Origin of the sequence: Streptomyces vilmorinianum (assembly GCF_005517195.1) — a bacterium.
Lineage (GTDB): Bacteria > Actinomycetota > Actinomycetes > Streptomycetales > Streptomycetaceae > Streptomyces > Streptomyces vilmorinianum.
Map to the genome: position 1 here is coordinate 6498851 of NZ_CP040244.1, position 13745 is coordinate 6512595.

The 13745-nt window shown below is 71.2% G+C and carries 18 protein-coding genes; 3 read left to right on the forward strand and 15 right to left on the reverse strand.

Annotated elements, in window-relative coordinates:
* Positions 1–18: 18 nt before the first annotated feature.
* Positions 19–834 carry a prepilin peptidase gene (locus tag FDM97_RS30005; protein WP_175439284.1) on the reverse strand — a complete coding sequence of 272 codons (816 nt, stop codon included), beginning with the start codon at positions 832–834 and terminating at the stop codon, positions 19–21.
* A gap of 40 nt (positions 835–874) precedes the next feature.
* Here FDM97_RS30005 and FDM97_RS30010 point away from each other — a divergent pair, with 40 nt between their 5' ends.
* Positions 875–1294: a DUF192 domain-containing protein gene (locus FDM97_RS30010; RefSeq protein WP_137993619.1), complete on the forward strand. Its 420-nt coding sequence runs from the start codon at positions 875–877 to the stop codon at positions 1292–1294.
* Here the strand turns inward: FDM97_RS30010 and FDM97_RS30015 are convergent.
* From FDM97_RS30015 to FDM97_RS30025, 3 genes are all read right to left on the reverse strand, one after another.
* On the reverse strand, positions 1266–2360 hold the full coding sequence (locus FDM97_RS30015; protein ID WP_137993620.1) for a hypothetical protein: 1095 nt from the start codon (positions 2358–2360) through the stop codon (positions 1266–1268). The two genes, FDM97_RS30010 and FDM97_RS30015, sit on opposite strands and share 29 nt — an antisense overlap.
* 106 nt (positions 2361–2466) lie before the next feature.
* The gene (locus FDM97_RS30020) at positions 2467–2760 is read right to left on the reverse strand and encodes a hypothetical protein (protein ID WP_137993621.1); all 294 of its coding nucleotides are present in this window, start codon (positions 2758–2760) and stop codon (positions 2467–2469) included.
* On the reverse strand, positions 2753–3118 hold the full coding sequence (locus tag FDM97_RS30025) for a hypothetical protein (RefSeq protein ID WP_137993622.1): 366 nt from the start codon (positions 3116–3118) through the stop codon (positions 2753–2755). The genes FDM97_RS30020 and FDM97_RS30025 overlap by 8 nt, the downstream gene beginning before the upstream one ends.
* Before the next feature lie 113 nt (positions 3119–3231).
* Here FDM97_RS30025 and FDM97_RS36065 point away from each other — a divergent pair, with 113 nt between their 5' ends.
* Positions 3232–4182: a hypothetical protein gene (locus FDM97_RS36065; RefSeq protein WP_175439285.1), complete on the forward strand. Its 951-nt coding sequence runs from the start codon at positions 3232–3234 to the stop codon at positions 4180–4182.
* A 222-nt stretch (positions 4183–4404) separates the two neighbouring features.
* On the opposite strand, the gene FDM97_RS30035 is transcribed toward FDM97_RS36065, so the two are convergent.
* Entirely contained in the window at positions 4405–4608 is a 204-nt protein-coding gene (locus FDM97_RS30035; RefSeq protein WP_137993623.1) for a peptidoglycan-binding domain-containing protein, read from the reverse strand.
* A gap of 327 nt (positions 4609–4935) precedes the next feature.
* Here FDM97_RS30035 and FDM97_RS30040 point away from each other — a divergent pair, with 327 nt between their 5' ends.
* Positions 4936–5364, forward strand: a complete 429-nt coding sequence (locus FDM97_RS30040) for a DUF3592 domain-containing protein (RefSeq protein ID WP_175439286.1) — start codon at positions 4936–4938, stop codon at positions 5362–5364.
* A 506-nt stretch (positions 5365–5870) separates the two neighbouring features.
* Here the strand turns inward: FDM97_RS30040 and FDM97_RS30050 are convergent.
* The 10 genes from FDM97_RS30050 to FDM97_RS30095 form a co-directional block, all read right to left on the reverse strand.
* Complete coding sequence (locus FDM97_RS30050) at positions 5871–6332, reverse strand: hypothetical protein (RefSeq protein ID WP_137993625.1); 462 nt, start codon at positions 6330–6332, stop codon at positions 5871–5873.
* Between the two features lie 88 nt (positions 6333–6420).
* Complete coding sequence (locus FDM97_RS30055; RefSeq protein WP_137993626.1) at positions 6421–7029, reverse strand: OmpA family protein; 609 nt, start codon at positions 7027–7029, stop codon at positions 6421–6423.
* Between the two features lie 11 nt (positions 7030–7040).
* Positions 7041–7622, reverse strand: a complete 582-nt coding sequence (locus FDM97_RS30060; protein ID WP_137993627.1) for a hypothetical protein — start codon at positions 7620–7622, stop codon at positions 7041–7043.
* A gap of 21 nt (positions 7623–7643) precedes the next feature.
* Positions 7644–8291 (reverse strand): pilus assembly protein TadG-related protein, encoded by a 648-nt coding sequence (locus FDM97_RS30065; protein ID WP_137993628.1) that lies wholly within the window; start codon positions 8289–8291, stop codon positions 7644–7646.
* Positions 8288–8515 carry a Flp family type IVb pilin gene (locus tag FDM97_RS30070; RefSeq protein WP_137993629.1) on the reverse strand — a complete coding sequence of 76 codons (228 nt, stop codon included), beginning with the start codon at positions 8513–8515 and terminating at the stop codon, positions 8288–8290. The genes FDM97_RS30065 and FDM97_RS30070 overlap by 4 nt, the downstream gene beginning before the upstream one ends.
* A 90-nt stretch (positions 8516–8605) precedes the next feature.
* Complete coding sequence (locus tag FDM97_RS30075; RefSeq protein WP_137993630.1) at positions 8606–9313, reverse strand: response regulator transcription factor; 708 nt, start codon at positions 9311–9313, stop codon at positions 8606–8608.
* Positions 9310–10515: a sensor histidine kinase gene (locus tag FDM97_RS30080; protein WP_432816259.1), complete on the reverse strand. Its 1206-nt coding sequence runs from the start codon at positions 10513–10515 to the stop codon at positions 9310–9312. Before FDM97_RS30080 ends, FDM97_RS30075 begins: the two co-directional genes overlap by 4 nt.
* Positions 10516–10548: 33 nt before the next feature.
* On the reverse strand, positions 10549–11436 hold the full coding sequence (locus tag FDM97_RS30085; RefSeq protein WP_137993631.1) for a DUF5936 domain-containing protein: 888 nt from the start codon (positions 11434–11436) through the stop codon (positions 10549–10551).
* A 13-nt stretch (positions 11437–11449) separates the two neighbouring features.
* A complete protein-coding gene (locus tag FDM97_RS30090) occupies positions 11450–12391 on the reverse strand; it encodes a type II secretion system F family protein (protein WP_137993632.1) in 942 nt (313 codons plus the stop codon).
* Between the two features lie 11 nt (positions 12392–12402).
* A complete protein-coding gene (locus FDM97_RS30095; protein WP_137993633.1) occupies positions 12403–13743 on the reverse strand; it encodes a CpaF family protein in 1341 nt (446 codons plus the stop codon).
* Positions 13744–13745 lie beyond the last annotated feature (2 nt).

Consider the following 13745-nt stretch of genomic DNA (forward strand, 5'->3'; position numbering starts at 1 on the left):
GATGCTAGGCGGCCAACCTCAGGGGGTCGCGGAGAGCGCGCCGAGGAGCAGGCCGAGCAGTGCGCCGCCGATCATGAAGGGGCCGAACGGGATCGCGGACCCGCGGCTCGCGCGCCGTGCGAGGACGAGGCCGAACCCGTACAGCGCACCGGAGAGGAAGCCGGCGAACGTACCGGCGAAGAGAACGCCCCAGCCGTACCAGCCGAGGACCGCCCCGAGGGAGAGGGCGAGCTTCACATCGCCGAACCCCATGCCGTTCGGGTGGATCAGGAACAGCACGAAGTAGCCGCCGCCCAGGGCGAGTCCGCCGAGCAGCGCGTGGAGCCAGGAGCCGGCGTCGTACGGCAGCAGTTCGGCGCCGAGGAGGAGCAGCGGGGTGGCGGCGGCGAGCGGGAGCGTGAGCTGGTCGGGCAGTCGGTGGACGCGGATGTCGACGGTCGCGAGGAGCACGGCGAAGGGCGCGTAGAGCAGCCAGACCGCCAGTTCGGGCCGGGGGCCGGTGGCGGCGGCGAGGGCCGCGCAGGCGAGGGCGGTGACGAGCGAGGGGGCCCAGGTGGAGGGCGTGCGGGTGACGGTGGTCGTCGTCGCTGCGGCGGCGCGGGGGGCGCGGTTGACACGGGGGGCGCGGTTGACACGGGGGGCGCGAGGGGCGCAGGTGGGGCAGCGCGCGCCGCCGAGCCAGCCGCGCGCGGGCCCCGCGAGGGCGTGCCCCGCCGGGCAGTCGTCGCGCCACCGCTCCCCCGGCTCGACCGACAGCCGGTACGCGGCGCGCGGAACGAGCAGCCCGACGGCCGCGCCCCACAGGGCGGCGACGGCGATCAGCGTGGCGAACACCCGCCGCACCCTACCCAGCCGCACCGCTACCGTCTCCCCTATGGGGAGACCGGGGAAATGGCGCGACGGCGCGGGGACGCTGACGGTGGAGCAGGCGGTGACCGTGCCGGAGGCTGTCCCGCTGGAGCCTGTGCCGCTGGAGGCCGTCCCGCTGGAGATCGCGGCCTCGTACCGGTCCCGCCGGCGGGGGCTGCTCGGCCGCGACGGGATCACGGGCGCGCTGCTCCTCACGCCGGCCAACAGCATCCACACCTTCGGCATGCGTTTCGCGATCGACGTGGCCTATCTGGACCGCGCGTTCCGGGTCCTCGACGTGGTCACGATGAGACCGGGGCGGCTCGGCATGCTCCGGCTCCGGGCCCGGCACGTGCTGGAGGCGGAGGGCGGCGCGATGGCGGGCTGGGGTCTGTGGCCGGGGGCGGAGGTACGGGTCACGGTGGCCCCGAGCCGAGGAGAGTGAAGGCCCCGTAGGCCCCCGACGCGAGCGCGAGAGCGGAGAGGACCACGACACGGGCGCGCAGGCGGAGCCGTACCAGCGCCACCGCGGGCGGCAGCAGGAGCCCGAACGCGGGCATCATCAGGCGCGGCCGGGAGCCGAAGTACGCGGCGCCGACGAGGGAGACGCCGACGACCGCGACCGTGTACACGAGCAGGGGCAGGGGCTGCTTCTGCCGTACGCACAGGACGACCAGCCACGCGAGCAGCCCGAGCGCGGCGCACAGGCCGAGGGCGGCGAGCGGCGGCAGACCCCAGATGAAGCGGGCGAGGGCGACCCCGCCGTCGATGGAGTTCCCCCAGGCGGCCTGGACCTCGAAGTAGGCGGTGGGGCTGCCTTCGCGGACGCCGACGTAGACGATGTACGCGAGCCAGCCGAGCGGGGCGAGGAGCACGCCGGCCGCCATGCGGGCGGGCAGCTTCCGTTCGCGTACGACGGTGACGAGGGCCGTGATCCCGAGGGCGGCGATGAGCGCGACGGCGGTGGGCCGCGTGAGCCCGGCGAGCACGCACAGCGCACCGGCCAGGATCCAGCGGTCGCGCAGCACGGCCAGGATCGACCAGGCGGCGAGGGCGGTGAAGAGCGTCTCCGTGTACGCCATCGACTGCACGAACGCGGTCGGGTACACGCCCCACAGGACGGCGAGGGCGACACCGGCGGGGCGGCCTGCGACGTGCGCGCCGACGGCGTAGATGCCCCAGGCGGCGGCGAGCGAGGCGGCCCAGGAGACGAGCAGGCCGGCCGTGGCGGCGTCGAGCGGAAGAGCTCTCTCAAGGAGGGGGAACAGCGGGAAGAAGGCGAGGTCGGAGTGGACGCTGCCGTTGGGGAGGGTGACCTCGTAGCCGTAACCGTGCTCGGCGATACGGACGTACCAGACCGCGTCCCAGCGGCCCGACAGCCGGTGCAGCCCGTCCTTGCCGGTCGCGGCGGCGGCGAGGGCGAGGATCGCCAGGCCGAGGACGCGGGCGGCGGCATAGCCGCCGAGCGCGGCGGCGAGCGAGTCGGAGGAACGGGACCGGTCTGGGGACATGCGGTCGATTATGTCGGGGCCGGTTCCGGGGGTGAGGGCGCGGTCGCCGCCCGTGCGCGAGCCGTGCTCCGCACCTTCCCCGTGCGGCCCGCCCGGGCGAGGAGGGTCAGCACACGAGCGTCGTCGATGCCGAGCGCGACCCGGCGCCGCAGCCAGTCCGACCACCCGTCGATGTCGTCCGCGCCAAGGTCCTCGGGCCGGACCCGGCCTCCAGAGTCTCGTGGACGGCGAGTTCGCGGGCACGGACGGCCGCGGCCCGCCGGGAGAGGGCCCAGCGGTCGTGGGCGTCGGCATCGCCCGCGCCCTGGACGACGGCCGGTGCGGAACCCTGCTCCGCGAGCAGTCGCCGCAGCTCCCCGACGGCCTCACGGAGCCGTGCCTCCCGACCCGTGTCAGCCACCGGGCCGGATCCTGCCGAACTTCGCCGCCATGACCGGACCGAGCTGCTGGACGATGGCGTGTCCCGGCTCGTGGGGGTACGGCAGGTCGTTGAGGAACGACGTGACGATCACCTCGTCGATGCCGAGGACGCCGCGGCAGCTCTGCTCCTCCAGGAAGTCGAGCGTGCGGCGCCAGTGGGCCGCCGCCGGGTCCTCGCCGAGGAAGGAGCGCACGGTGTCCTGGACGACGTCCCAGAAGAACACGTGCGGCAGCACTCCGCCCTGGTTGAAGACATGGGCCTCCAACGCGTCCTGGAACTCGGGAATCCGCGTGACGAGGTCACTGACCAGTTGCACGCTCGGGGTTGTCGTCGTCATCAGCAGTCCACCTCGGTGCAGTCCTTGCGCCCGTTCGCACCAGGATGCGGCATAAGGCCGCCCGTTATCCACAGGGGATGCGAACGGTCGCTCGTCCGTGGATCGTTGGCCCCATGCAGGACTTGGCGCGACTGGCCCGCGGCGGCGTGCTCCTGACCGCGTGGGCGTATGCGGCGGGCTGGCCACGCGGGCGGTTGCAGGGGCGGCTGAGGAGCGAGGGGTGGCAGCGGGTCTGCCGGGGGGCCTGGGCCGTCCGGGGGAAGGAGGTGGACTGGAAGGTGCGGGCGAGGGCGGTGCAGCTCCTCCGCCCCGATCTGATGTGCAGTCACGGGACGGCGGCGAGGCTGCACCGCATCGAGATGCTGAGCCGCGACGACGGCGGGGCGGAGGAGCTGGAGTTCGCCACGCTCCGCCGGGGCGGGCGGGGCATCGCGGACCGTACCGGCGTACGGGTCCACTCCACCGGCCTGCTCGCCGACCGGGACGTGTCCGTACGGGCCGGGCTGCGGGTGACGACCCCGGCGCGGACGGTCGGCGACCTGATGCGGTGCGGCACGCGCGAGGAGGCCGTGGTCGCGGCGGACTCCGCGCTGTCCCGACGTACCGTCAGGGGCATCCGCCGCGAGCCGCTGGTCCGCGCCGAGGACGTGGCGGCCGCACTGTCCCCGCGCCGCCCGGGCGCGGCCCCGGCACGCCGCTGGCTGACGCTGACCGACCCGGCGTCGGGCTCCCCGGCGGAGACGATCGCCCGCCTCCACATGCGCGACGCCGGCCTCCACCCGGAGTCCCAGCCGCTCCTCCTCACCCGCTCGGGCCGTCCCCTCCGCCCGGACTTCCTCTTCCGCGAGGCGGGCCTCGTCGTCGAGATCGAGGGCTACGCCTTCCACGGCACCCGCCACGCCCACGAACGCGACATCGCCCGCTTCAACGCCCTGACGGACTGCCCGGACGTCCGCCGGGTGCTCCGCTTCACGGCGACGGACGTCTTCCACCACCCGGACCGCGTGACCACGACGATCCGGTCGGCACTGGGAGCGCTCGGGGACTCGAACGGGACGGCGTAGGGACCTGGAGTCGACGCCCTTGCCGGCCTCCGGCGCCGACCGTCCTCCCTTCCGAGAGTCGCGCCTTCCGGCGCCGCGCCAAGGGCGCTCCTCATTCCTCGTCGCGTCGCCGCGCGATGGGCTTCGCCCACCCTTCGGCGGTCATCGCGGCATTACGGTCCAGGGCCGAGCGCCCTGCACCGATCACGGTCCAGGGCGTTTTGACGCCAACCGGTGCACTGGCTAGGGGACGCGGACGCACGTACTGCCGCTCACCGGCTTGTGCTTGATGGCCTTCCGGGTGTTGGGCCCGTACTCGCCATCTGCGGGAGTGCCGGCCTTCGGCTGGGCGCGGATCAACGCGGCACGAGTCGCGGGTCCGAAGTCCCGGTCCACCACCAGCTTTTCTCCGTAACACATGTTGAGGGTCTCCTGCAGCGTCCCCACCGCGACGTTCCGATCGGGCCGACGCAGGAGGCGAGCGCCTGGTCGACCACCTTGACCAGGCAGTCCAGACGTTCGCGATCCGGTTCGTCGGGAAGCGTCGCCAGGCTCCAGGTGACCGACGCGGCGGGTTGCCTGATGGCTGGCCACTTGAGCGAACTTGCGGCGCCTGGAACGAGGTCGAGCCACGCGGCGGAAGGACGCCTGGAGCCGGGCCGTCCTTGAGTTCTCGCGGTCAAGTGATCCCCTTACGATGACATGCCCGAGCACGCGGCGCAGTCGGCCTGGACGGCCTTCGCCCCTCTGCCTCACAAGAAAGTAGGTACCGGCGTGACGGCGATGGAAACCGCCTTCCTGCTCGCAGGTCTGGCCGGCGCGATCGTGTGCGTCCTCTGTCTGCGCCGGGTACTGATCGTGATCCGGCTGGTGATGCGCGGCGAGCGGGCCGACGGGTGGTGCGCGAAGCGCGAGATGTTCCGGGCTACCAGCAACAACAGCAGCCATCCCCAGTTCACCTTCGCCTTCCGCACTCCGGACGGCGAACTCGTCGAGTTCAAGGACCGGCCAGGCGCTTTCGGATACGGAGAAGGCGAACCGGTCCGGGTCTGCTACGACCCCGCCCGCCCCCGCAAGCGAGCCACCATCGCGGGACCCGACACGTGGGGGCCGGTGTACGTACGGCTCTTCGTCGGCCTCCCGTTGGGGCTGGTGTCCTATCTGGCGCTGATCAGCCTGGCGCGGCATCGAGGCCTCGCCTGACCGTGGACCGGCCCCGGCCAGGCAGGACGACTCGCACGGTCACCGGGGCAGTGGTACCACCCAGGACTTCGTCCCCCGGTGGGGCGGGCTGCGCCTCGTCGATCCCCCACTCCCCGCCCCAGTCGTCCACCACGTTCGCCAGCCTTGTTGCGCAACGCGAACCTGCACGGCCACAAGTACGCCATCGACGCGGTGGTTGCCGCTACAGCTTTGAGTCACCACGGTCCTCGGATCATTCTCACGGCTCTGCGGAAACAGAGCGCACGTCGAGGGCATCTGAGGCAAGCCGTGGACGGGGGCCGGGCCTCGAGAGTCGCGGCCCGGGCCCGGGATGAGTGGGCCACGCGCCTACCCGGCCCGCTGCCGCCGGGCCGTGGTCGCAGAGCTGCATCGCTGTCCTCAGCCAGGAAGATCGTTACCGCACCGCCGGCCGTGAGGCCTGGCGCGATCTGATCCTCGGCGTCAAGGCCGGCAGGGCGGACCACTTGCCCCGGCCCCGTCGGCGCCTACCGGCGCCGCAGCCGGTCGAGAAGGAATCCGAGCGCGCAGCCGATGACGAGATCCGCCAGCGCGATCAGGACCCCGAGGACGGTGAGGTTGGCGGCCGGCAGCAAGAATCCCAGCGCCTGCACGACCAGGGCAGGGACGAACAAGGCGACGCAGTGGCGGAGTGAGGCGTCACGCGAAGGCGCCCGGTGCACCGCTCCGGCGGCCCATGTACCGAGGGCGTAGGTGAGGACGGCGGGCAGGTGTACGAGGAGAATGTTGCCGCTGACGGAGGTGTACGCCTCGGGTCGGTCCTTGCCTACGAGCTCCCACGAGAGCAGGGCTGTCGCCACGAAGAGCACGAGGATCGTCACGCCCCCTACGCCCCACGAAGGCAGCAGTTGTACGAAGCGGGGCGCGGCGGGCTGTATGACGGGCTGCGCGGTGGGATGCGCGCCGGAACGGCGGTTGTCGTCGGACATGAACGGACTCTCCCTACCCGGCACGCGCGCGGCGTTGGCTGTCTTGGCCGCCAGGCAGAGTATCCGCACAGGCGCTTCGCCCGACCCGCTACCCGCCCGTGGTGCGCGGGAAGGAGATCTCGACGCGGCGGTTCTTGGTCCGGCCTTCCTCGGTGCTGTTGTCCGCGATGGGGTAGTCCTCGCTGTACCCGCGGATGTCGAACGTCTTGCCCGGGTCCAGGTTCTTGGCCAGCTCCTGCTGCACGGCGTCGGCCCGCTGCTTGGAGAGCTTGAGGCCGTGCTCGTACGTCCCGAGGTTGTCGGTGAAGCCGAAGACGCGGACCTTGCTGGAGTTCTGCTTGTTGATCTCCACGGCGATGGCGGCGATACGGGCGGTGGCGGCGGGGCTGAGCTTGGCGCTGTCCTTGGCGAAGAGCACCTCGGCCTGCAGGGCGAAGGTCACATCGACATTGGTGTCCTCACGCCGCTGCTCGCCGCCCTCCTCCTCGACGACCTGCTTGATGTCGAGAATCTTGGCGGGCGCGAGGGTGGCGCCGTCCGGCAGCATGAGCTCGGGCGAGTTCGCGTCGATCTCGGGGGGCGGGGAGGCGCTGGAGGTGGACCCGGGGGGATCGTCGGCGAGGACGGGGCCGGTGGAGAGGGTGGTGAGGAAGAGGGTGGCGACGGCGAGGGCGGCGAGGCGGTGGGGAGTGGTCATGGCGGCGTCCGTCAGGAGAGTTTGATGGTGCCGGGACGGAAGGTGGGCAGTTGGAACGTCACCTCGGTGGTGTTGACCGGAGGAGCGGGGAACTGCATGAAGACGTTCGTCGAACGTCCCGCACCGAGGTCCGACAGACCGGTCGTGGTCAGCGGCCGGCCGTCCGTATCCCGGAGGACGTAATAGCGCTTCTTCCCGACCGAATCCACAAGCGTCGCACCGCCCAGCGAGATCCCGTGTTGGATGATCTCGGTCTCATCGCCCGCCAGTTGGGTCGGGATGATCTGGGTCGAGCCCGAGGTGTTGACCAGCTTGCCGCTGACGGTCAGGAACCCTCCTGCGTCGCGCTTCGCCGACTCGACGGTGAACTCAAGCCCCTGCTGTCCCTTGAGCACGGCAAGGACTTCGGTTGGTTCCTCGGTCTGTGCCCCCTTGTTGCCTTCCGGTGTGTTGGGGGCCTGGGAACTCGCCGAGGTCTTCTTCTGCGGAGGCTCCTCGTCACTGCCGCAGCCGCCGGCACCGAGGGTAAGACCAGCCGCAACGACGACAGCGACCATCCCCCTGCGGGTCTTCGTCGCGTACCGAACACTCATGAGTTGGAGTTCCTCTGCTAATCAATCGGCCAGTCGGACAGTGAAGAGATCGGCAGCGCTCGGCAGCCTCGGGCGCTCGGGGTCGATCTCCCAGGGATCACCGTCGCACGACAGGCCCTGAATCGGGCCGGGCTCCGCGGGCTTGGGGTCAGGCTCAGCCGGCTCTGGTTCCGGTTCCGGTGTGGGGTCGGGAGCCTTGAAGGTGCACCGTGGTTCGAGCACTGCTGTGGCCTCCGCCGTGGCGTGCTGCCCTTCTGTGCCCGGAATGATGGACTCACCCACGGTGTAACGGGTGCGAACCTGCACACGGAACCCCTCTTCCCCAACAGGCAGGCGCGCGCAGCGTTTACCCCAGAGCTCCGCATCGTTCTTGGCAGCAAACGACGCCGCACGCTCGCAAGCACGAGGCGCGATGTAACTCTCGCCATTGAGGAATCGATCCCACGCGGCCGGATCCAGAATGACCTCAAGCCATCCGTCCCGAAGCTGGTTCCGAGCGTCCTGGGCCGCCGCCAACGCGGCGGCGTCAGCCGCCGTCTGCGCCCCATTGCGCGTCGCGGCGGCCTGCCCAACGGCGAAGTACACGAACGCAAGAAAGAGCAGACCCGCCATCACGGTGATGTAGATGGGGAAGGCCTGCCCGGAATCGCCGGTGCGACGACCGGTCACTCGCCTCCGCCACCGCCAGTGAGGCTGGAGATCTTGGTCCTGATCGCGTTCATGATGTCCTGGCCGATACTCGTACCGGTGATCGCCACCACGATCGCCACGACCACCACAATGATCCCCAGGTACTCGACCGCCGTCTGCCCCCGGTCCCTCGACCGCGCTCGCACCCAGCCGCCGAAGTGGACCTTTGTCCTCGTCACGGCCTTCAGCAGCACGTCGCTCATGATGGTCCCCTCCGGATGTGTAGGCCCGCGCACGGTACGCGGCCACCCCACCCCTACCCAAGGGCCCGCAGGCCCAAATGCGGGCCCAATTCACGACGCCGTCCTCGTGCCGAGCCAGGCCGCTATCGCCTCGCTGCGTGTCGTGGCGTGGAGTTTCGCGAAGATGCGGTTGATGTGGTTCTTGACCGTCTTCTCGCTGATGAAGCAGGTGTCGGCGATCTGCCGATTGCTCAGGCCCGACGCGATCAGGTCCATCACCTCCGCCTCCCTCCCACTCAGACCAAACCGTCCCACATTCGGTTGCACATGCGAAGTCATTTCGCGAAACCGCAATGAATTCGAGACACTTGGCACCCCACCACCATGTGCAGTCGCATCCGGAATCCCTCGCACCACCCCCAGCAGCGCATTCGCCGCCGTCGGCGTGAAGTGTGCCCGGCCCGCCCGTACGTCCCGGACCGCCGTCACCAGTTCCTCCGCCGTGAACTCCCCGTGGACCAGGTACCCGCCCGCCCCCAGCCGCAGCGCCTCCCGCACCACCGCGCTCTCGCCGCTGTACGTCAGCATCAGCACCGGAGCCAGGCGGACCAGGTGCGGCAGGGCCGTGAGGCCGTCGACGATCGGCATGCGGACGTCGAGGAGGACCACGTCCGGGCGGTGGCGTTCCGTCGCCTCGCGTGCCGTGCGGCCGTCCGGGGCCTGGGCCACCACCTCGATGTCGGCGTGGCCGTCCAGCAGGGCCGTCAGGCCCGCGCGGACCACCGGGTTGTCGTCCGCGATCACGACTCTGAGCGTCATCCCGCAGCCCCCTCGACCGAGACCGGGAGTTCCAGGCGGACCTCCGTGCCCTTCACGGCCGCGCCCCGCCCGATGCGGATCCGCGCCCCCACCTCCGCCGCCCGCTCCACCATGCCCACCAGGCCGAAGTGGCCGGTCCTGCGCAGGTCGTCCAGGGTCGTGCCCGGGGGCAGGCCGCGGCCGTCGTCGCGCACGCTGATGCGGAGCAGGCCCGCGAAGACACCGGCCGAGACGTCGACACGCGTCGGGTGGGCGTGACGGCCCGCGTTCTCCATCGCCTCCGAGGCGATCGTGAGCAGCTGCCGCGCCACCGCGTACGGCACAGGCGGTACGGCGTCCGCGTCGGCGCCGGCCCCGGCGCCCACGTACCGCGCCTCGATGCCCGAGCGGACCGCGAAGTCCCGTACCCGGTCGGTGAGTTCGGCGGTCACGTCGACCGCGCCCGTCCTCCCCCCGGCGTATGACCGGCTGCGGAGGTCCGCGAGCAGCTCGCGCGACTCGGCCGCCGCCCTGCGGGCCGAGCGGGCCACGACCTGCGCCTGCTGTCGCGGGTCCGGCGACACCGCCAGGGCGTCCGCCGCCAGCGCGAGGCCGTACAGCGTCTTCGCCACCGAGTCGTGCATGTCGCGTGCGAGGCGGGCCCGTTCCTCCTCCACCGCCTGCGCCGCTGCGAGGGCCCGCGTCGCCGCCCCGAAGCGGAGCAGCAGGTTCCTGAGCGTCACCCCGAGCGCGCCGGTGATCACGCACAGGCCCGGCAGCAGCGTGGCCTCGCCCACGTCGGCCGCATAGGCCGCGTAGATCGCCAGCAGTATCAGCGACTGGAGGCACGCGAAGAACGCGGCCCCGCGCCAGCTGTAGGCCAGACCCGCCAGCAGCGGCGTGCAGACACTGACGTACCCCAGCGTGCTCTCCGGGCCCGCCGTGCCCAGGAGCAGCGAGCCGAAGAGCGTGTCCGCGGCGAGCAGCGCCGGGTGCCGGAGCAGCAGCGGGCCGAACCGCTCCCAGTCCCTGAACAGCGCGTACGAGACCATGAAGGTGACCAGGACGGCCGCGCCGACGAGCCAAGCCGCGAGGCCGGGGGCAGCCCCCAGCAGCGCGGCCGGGGTCGCCAGGGCGATCATCGCGAGCCGGAAGCCGAAGACCTGACGGCACATGGCCTGGAGCGCGTTGACCTGGAGATTGATGGACACGGGCGCGGACACGGGCGCGGACATGGGCGCTGACACGGACACCGCTCACTCTCCCGTGATCGAGCCGAAGTTCGTTCCCGTCCCCAGGAACAAGCCCGCGCCCAGCAGGATCATCGTCGCCGGGACCATCAGGGTCGTGATCACCATCGTCGCCTTGGGGACCGCCTTCGCCGCCTTCCTCCGTGCGTTCTGGGCGTCGGTCCTGCGCATGTCGTTGGCGATCTGGATCAGCGTGTCGACGATCGGCGCGCCGAGCTCCTCGCCCTGCTGCAGCGCCGTCACGAACTGGGCGACCTGTTCGGAGTCGTTGCGCCGCCGCAGTTCGTCGAAGGCCTGTCGGCGGCTCACGCCCATGTCCATCTGGCGCAGCGTGATCCTGAGCTCGTCCGACCAGGGGCCCTCGTACTTGTCCGCCACCCGGTCCAGTGCCTGCCGGAAGCCGAGCCCGGCCGACACCACCACCGCCAGCACGTCGAGGAAGTCGGGCAGCGTGCGCTCGATCTGGTCCTTGCGGATGCGGATCGCCGACCAGATGCCCACCTCGGTCCAGAAGGCACCGAAGGCGAGAAGCAGCAGCGCGACGAAGAAGTCGCCGTTGGAGAGCATGACCAGGCCGCCCAGGCCGCCGAGGAATCCGTAGACCGCGCGCCGGGCTCCGTACCGGTCGATGGTCAGGCCCCCCGGGTTCCCCGCCAGGTCGATCCGGCGCCGGACGGCGTTGACCCGCTTGGGCCCCATCAGGCGCAGTACGGCGGCGGAGTAGCGCATGCCGAGCCGGTCCACGACGGAGTCCACGGCTCCGGTGCGCGTGGAGCCGACCTCCAGGGCGAGCCGGAGGTCGTCGGGGAGCTTGGCGTCCGCGCGGTAGAGGCGGATGCCGTGGAAGATCCCGGCGACCGACAGGCCGGCGACGAGGGCCAACAACAGTTCCATACGCGTCAGCCCCTCAGACGTCGATCTTCGAGAAGCGGCGGATGACGACGAAGCCGACGACGTACAGCGCGAAGGCGGCGACGACGGCGAACTGGCCGAGGCCCGAGCCCGTCATCCGGTCGAGCGCGCCCGGCTGCATGTTGTCGATCAGGAGAAGCGAGCCGATGCCGATGACCGGGACCGCGTACGCCGTCATGCTCACCTGGGAGAGCTGGGTACGGACCTCGCGACGGGTCTCCTTGCGCTCCTCCAGCGTCTCGGTGAGGTTGCGCAGCGAGGAGACGACCGTGCCGCCCGCCTTGTTGGCGAGGACGAGGGTGGTGACGAGGACGACCAGTTCGCGGGAGGGCAGGCGCTCGGCGAGTTCGCCGAGGGCGTCGTCGACGGACGTGCCGACCGCGAGCTGCTGGGCGACCTTCTCCAGTTCGTCGCCGGCGGGCGCCTCCAGCTCGTCGGCGGCCATGCTGAGCGCCATCCGCAGCGCCAGTCCGGCCTGGGTGGCGTTGGCGAGGATCCTCGACAGCTCCGGCAGCTGGTTGATGAACTTCTCGATGCGCTTCTGCCGCTGCCAGTTGAGGAATCCCAGGGCGACCCACACGCCGAGGAAGCCGCAGATGGGCCCGAAGAACGGGGAGAGTACGGCCTGTCCGGTGATCCACAGCGCGGCCACCGTCGCGGCCATGGAGACGACGAACTCCCCAGGGGTCAGGTCGAGTCCGGTGGCGGAGATCCGCAGCTCCAGTCTCCGCCCGAACGCGGTACGGCGTACGCGCCGGTCGACGGCACGGAAGCGGCGTCTGCGCCGGCCGCCGCCCTCGGGCGCGCCGCTCTCGGTGAGCCGGGCGACCAGGGCGGCGCGCTGGGCGGCTCCACTGGCGTACGTATGGATGCCGAGCACCCCGAGGACGCAGCAGAGCAGCGCGACGCCGGTCACCAGCCAGGTGAGGTGGTTCATGGACGGTCCCCCTACTTCGCTTCTCGGGTGGCGAGCTGCTCGTCGGACGCGGCGACGCCGAAGGCCTGGGGGATCGGCTGGCCCGCCATGTACAGCCGGTCGGCGACCCTGCGGGGCAGCGGGAAGTACGCGTACGACCCGTACACCCGTCCGTCGGCCGCGAGCGGCTGGGCGCGGAAGGCGCAGACGGTGGCGAGGGTGAAGCGCTCGCGTCCGTTCGAGGCCAGGATGGCGATCTCGGTGATGCGGCGGGTGCCGTCGGCGTGCCGGGTGAGCTGGACGAGGACGTCGACGGCGCTGTTGATCTGGTCCCTGAGCGCCTCGAAGGGGACCTTGACCTCCGACATCGACGCCAGGGTCTGCAGGCGCATCAGCGCGTCCTCGGCCGAGTTGGCGTGGACGGTGGCGAGCGAGCCGTCGTGTCCCGTGGACATCGCCTGGAGCATGTCGAGGGTCTCGCCGCCGCGGACCTCGCCGACGATGATGCGGTCGGGGCGCATGCGCAGGGAGTTGCGGACGAGGTCGCGGATGGTGACCTGGCCGCGGCCCTCGATGTTCGGGGGGCGGCTCTCCAGACGGATGACATGGGACTGCTGGAGCTGGAGTTCGGCCGAGTCCTCGATGGTGATGACGCGCTCGCCGTCCGGGATCAGTCCGGACAGCGCGTTGAGGAGCGTGGTCTTCCCGGTACCGGTGGCGCCGGAGACGATCACGTTGAACTTGGCCTGGACGAGGCCGGCGAGCAGGAACAGCATCTGCTCGTCGAGCGAGCCGAGCCCGATCATCTCCCGCAGGGTGTACGCGCGGGGGAAGCGGCGGATCGTCAGGGTCGCCCCGGTCAGGGAGAGCGGCGGGATGATCACGTTGACGCGCTCGCCGGACGGCAGTCGGGCGTCGACCATCGGATTCGACTCGTCCACACGCCGGTTGACGGTGGAGACGATCCGCTCGATGGTCTGCATCAGCTGCTCGTGGGAGGCGAAGCGCAGCGGCAGCAGTTCGACCCGGCCCGCACGCTCGATGTAGATCTGGTCGGGGCCGTTGACCATGATCTCGGTGATGGAGGCGTCTTCGAGGAGCGGTTCCAGGACGCCGAGGCCGAGCGCCTCGTCGACGACGCGGCGGATCAGCTGGGCGCGTTCGGTGGTGGAGAGGACGGGGCCCTCGCGGCTGATGATGTGGCCGAGGACGCGCTCCAGTCGGGCGCGCCGCTCGGCGGCCGCGAGCGCGGACATCTCGGTGAGGTCGATCTCCTCGAGGAGTTTGACGCGGAAGGAGGCGACGAGGTGGCCGTCCTCCCTGCCTCCCGCGCCGTTCTCCTCGGGGGCGCTGATACGGGCCCGCAGACTCATGC

What these genes read in the sequence shown, in the direction of transcription:
- FDM97_RS30050 (WP_137993625.1), bottom strand. Translation starts at nt 6,332, where the DNA reads ATGTCCGACGACAACCGCCGTTCCGGCGCGCATCCCACCGCGCAGCCC.
- FDM97_RS30015 (WP_137993620.1), bottom strand. Translation starts at nt 2,360, where the DNA reads ATGTCCCCAGACCGGTCCCGTTCCTCCGACTCGCTCGCCGCCGCGCTC.
- FDM97_RS30075 (WP_137993630.1), bottom strand. Translation starts at nt 9,313, where the DNA reads ATGACGCTCAGAGTCGTGATCGCGGACGACAACCCGGTGGTCCGCGCG.
- FDM97_RS30060 (WP_137993627.1), bottom strand. Translation starts at nt 7,622, where the DNA reads ATGAGTGTTCGGTACGCGACGAAGACCCGCAGGGGGATGGTCGCTGTC.
- FDM97_RS30025 (WP_137993622.1), bottom strand. Translation starts at nt 3,118, where the DNA reads ATGACGACGACAACCCCGAGCGTGCAACTGGTCAGTGACCTCGTCACG.
- FDM97_RS30055 (WP_137993626.1), bottom strand. Translation starts at nt 7,029, where the DNA reads ATGACCACTCCCCACCGCCTCGCCGCCCTCGCCGTCGCCACCCTCTTC.
- FDM97_RS30010 (WP_137993619.1), top strand. Translation starts at nt 875, where the DNA reads ATGGGGAGACCGGGGAAATGGCGCGACGGCGCGGGGACGCTGACGGTG.
- FDM97_RS30095 (WP_137993633.1), bottom strand. Translation starts at nt 13,743, where the DNA reads ATGAGTCTGCGGGCCCGTATCAGCGCCCCCGAGGAGAACGGCGCGGGA.
- FDM97_RS30070 (WP_137993629.1), bottom strand. Translation starts at nt 8,515, where the DNA reads ATGAGCGACGTGCTGCTGAAGGCCGTGACGAGGACAAAGGTCCACTTC.
- FDM97_RS36065 (WP_175439285.1), top strand. Translation starts at nt 3,232, where the DNA reads ATGCAGGACTTGGCGCGACTGGCCCGCGGCGGCGTGCTCCTGACCGCG.
- FDM97_RS30090 (WP_137993632.1), bottom strand. Translation starts at nt 12,391, where the DNA reads ATGAACCACCTCACCTGGCTGGTGACCGGCGTCGCGCTGCTCTGCTGC.
- FDM97_RS30085 (WP_137993631.1), bottom strand. Translation starts at nt 11,436, where the DNA reads ATGGAACTGTTGTTGGCCCTCGTCGCCGGCCTGTCGGTCGCCGGGATC.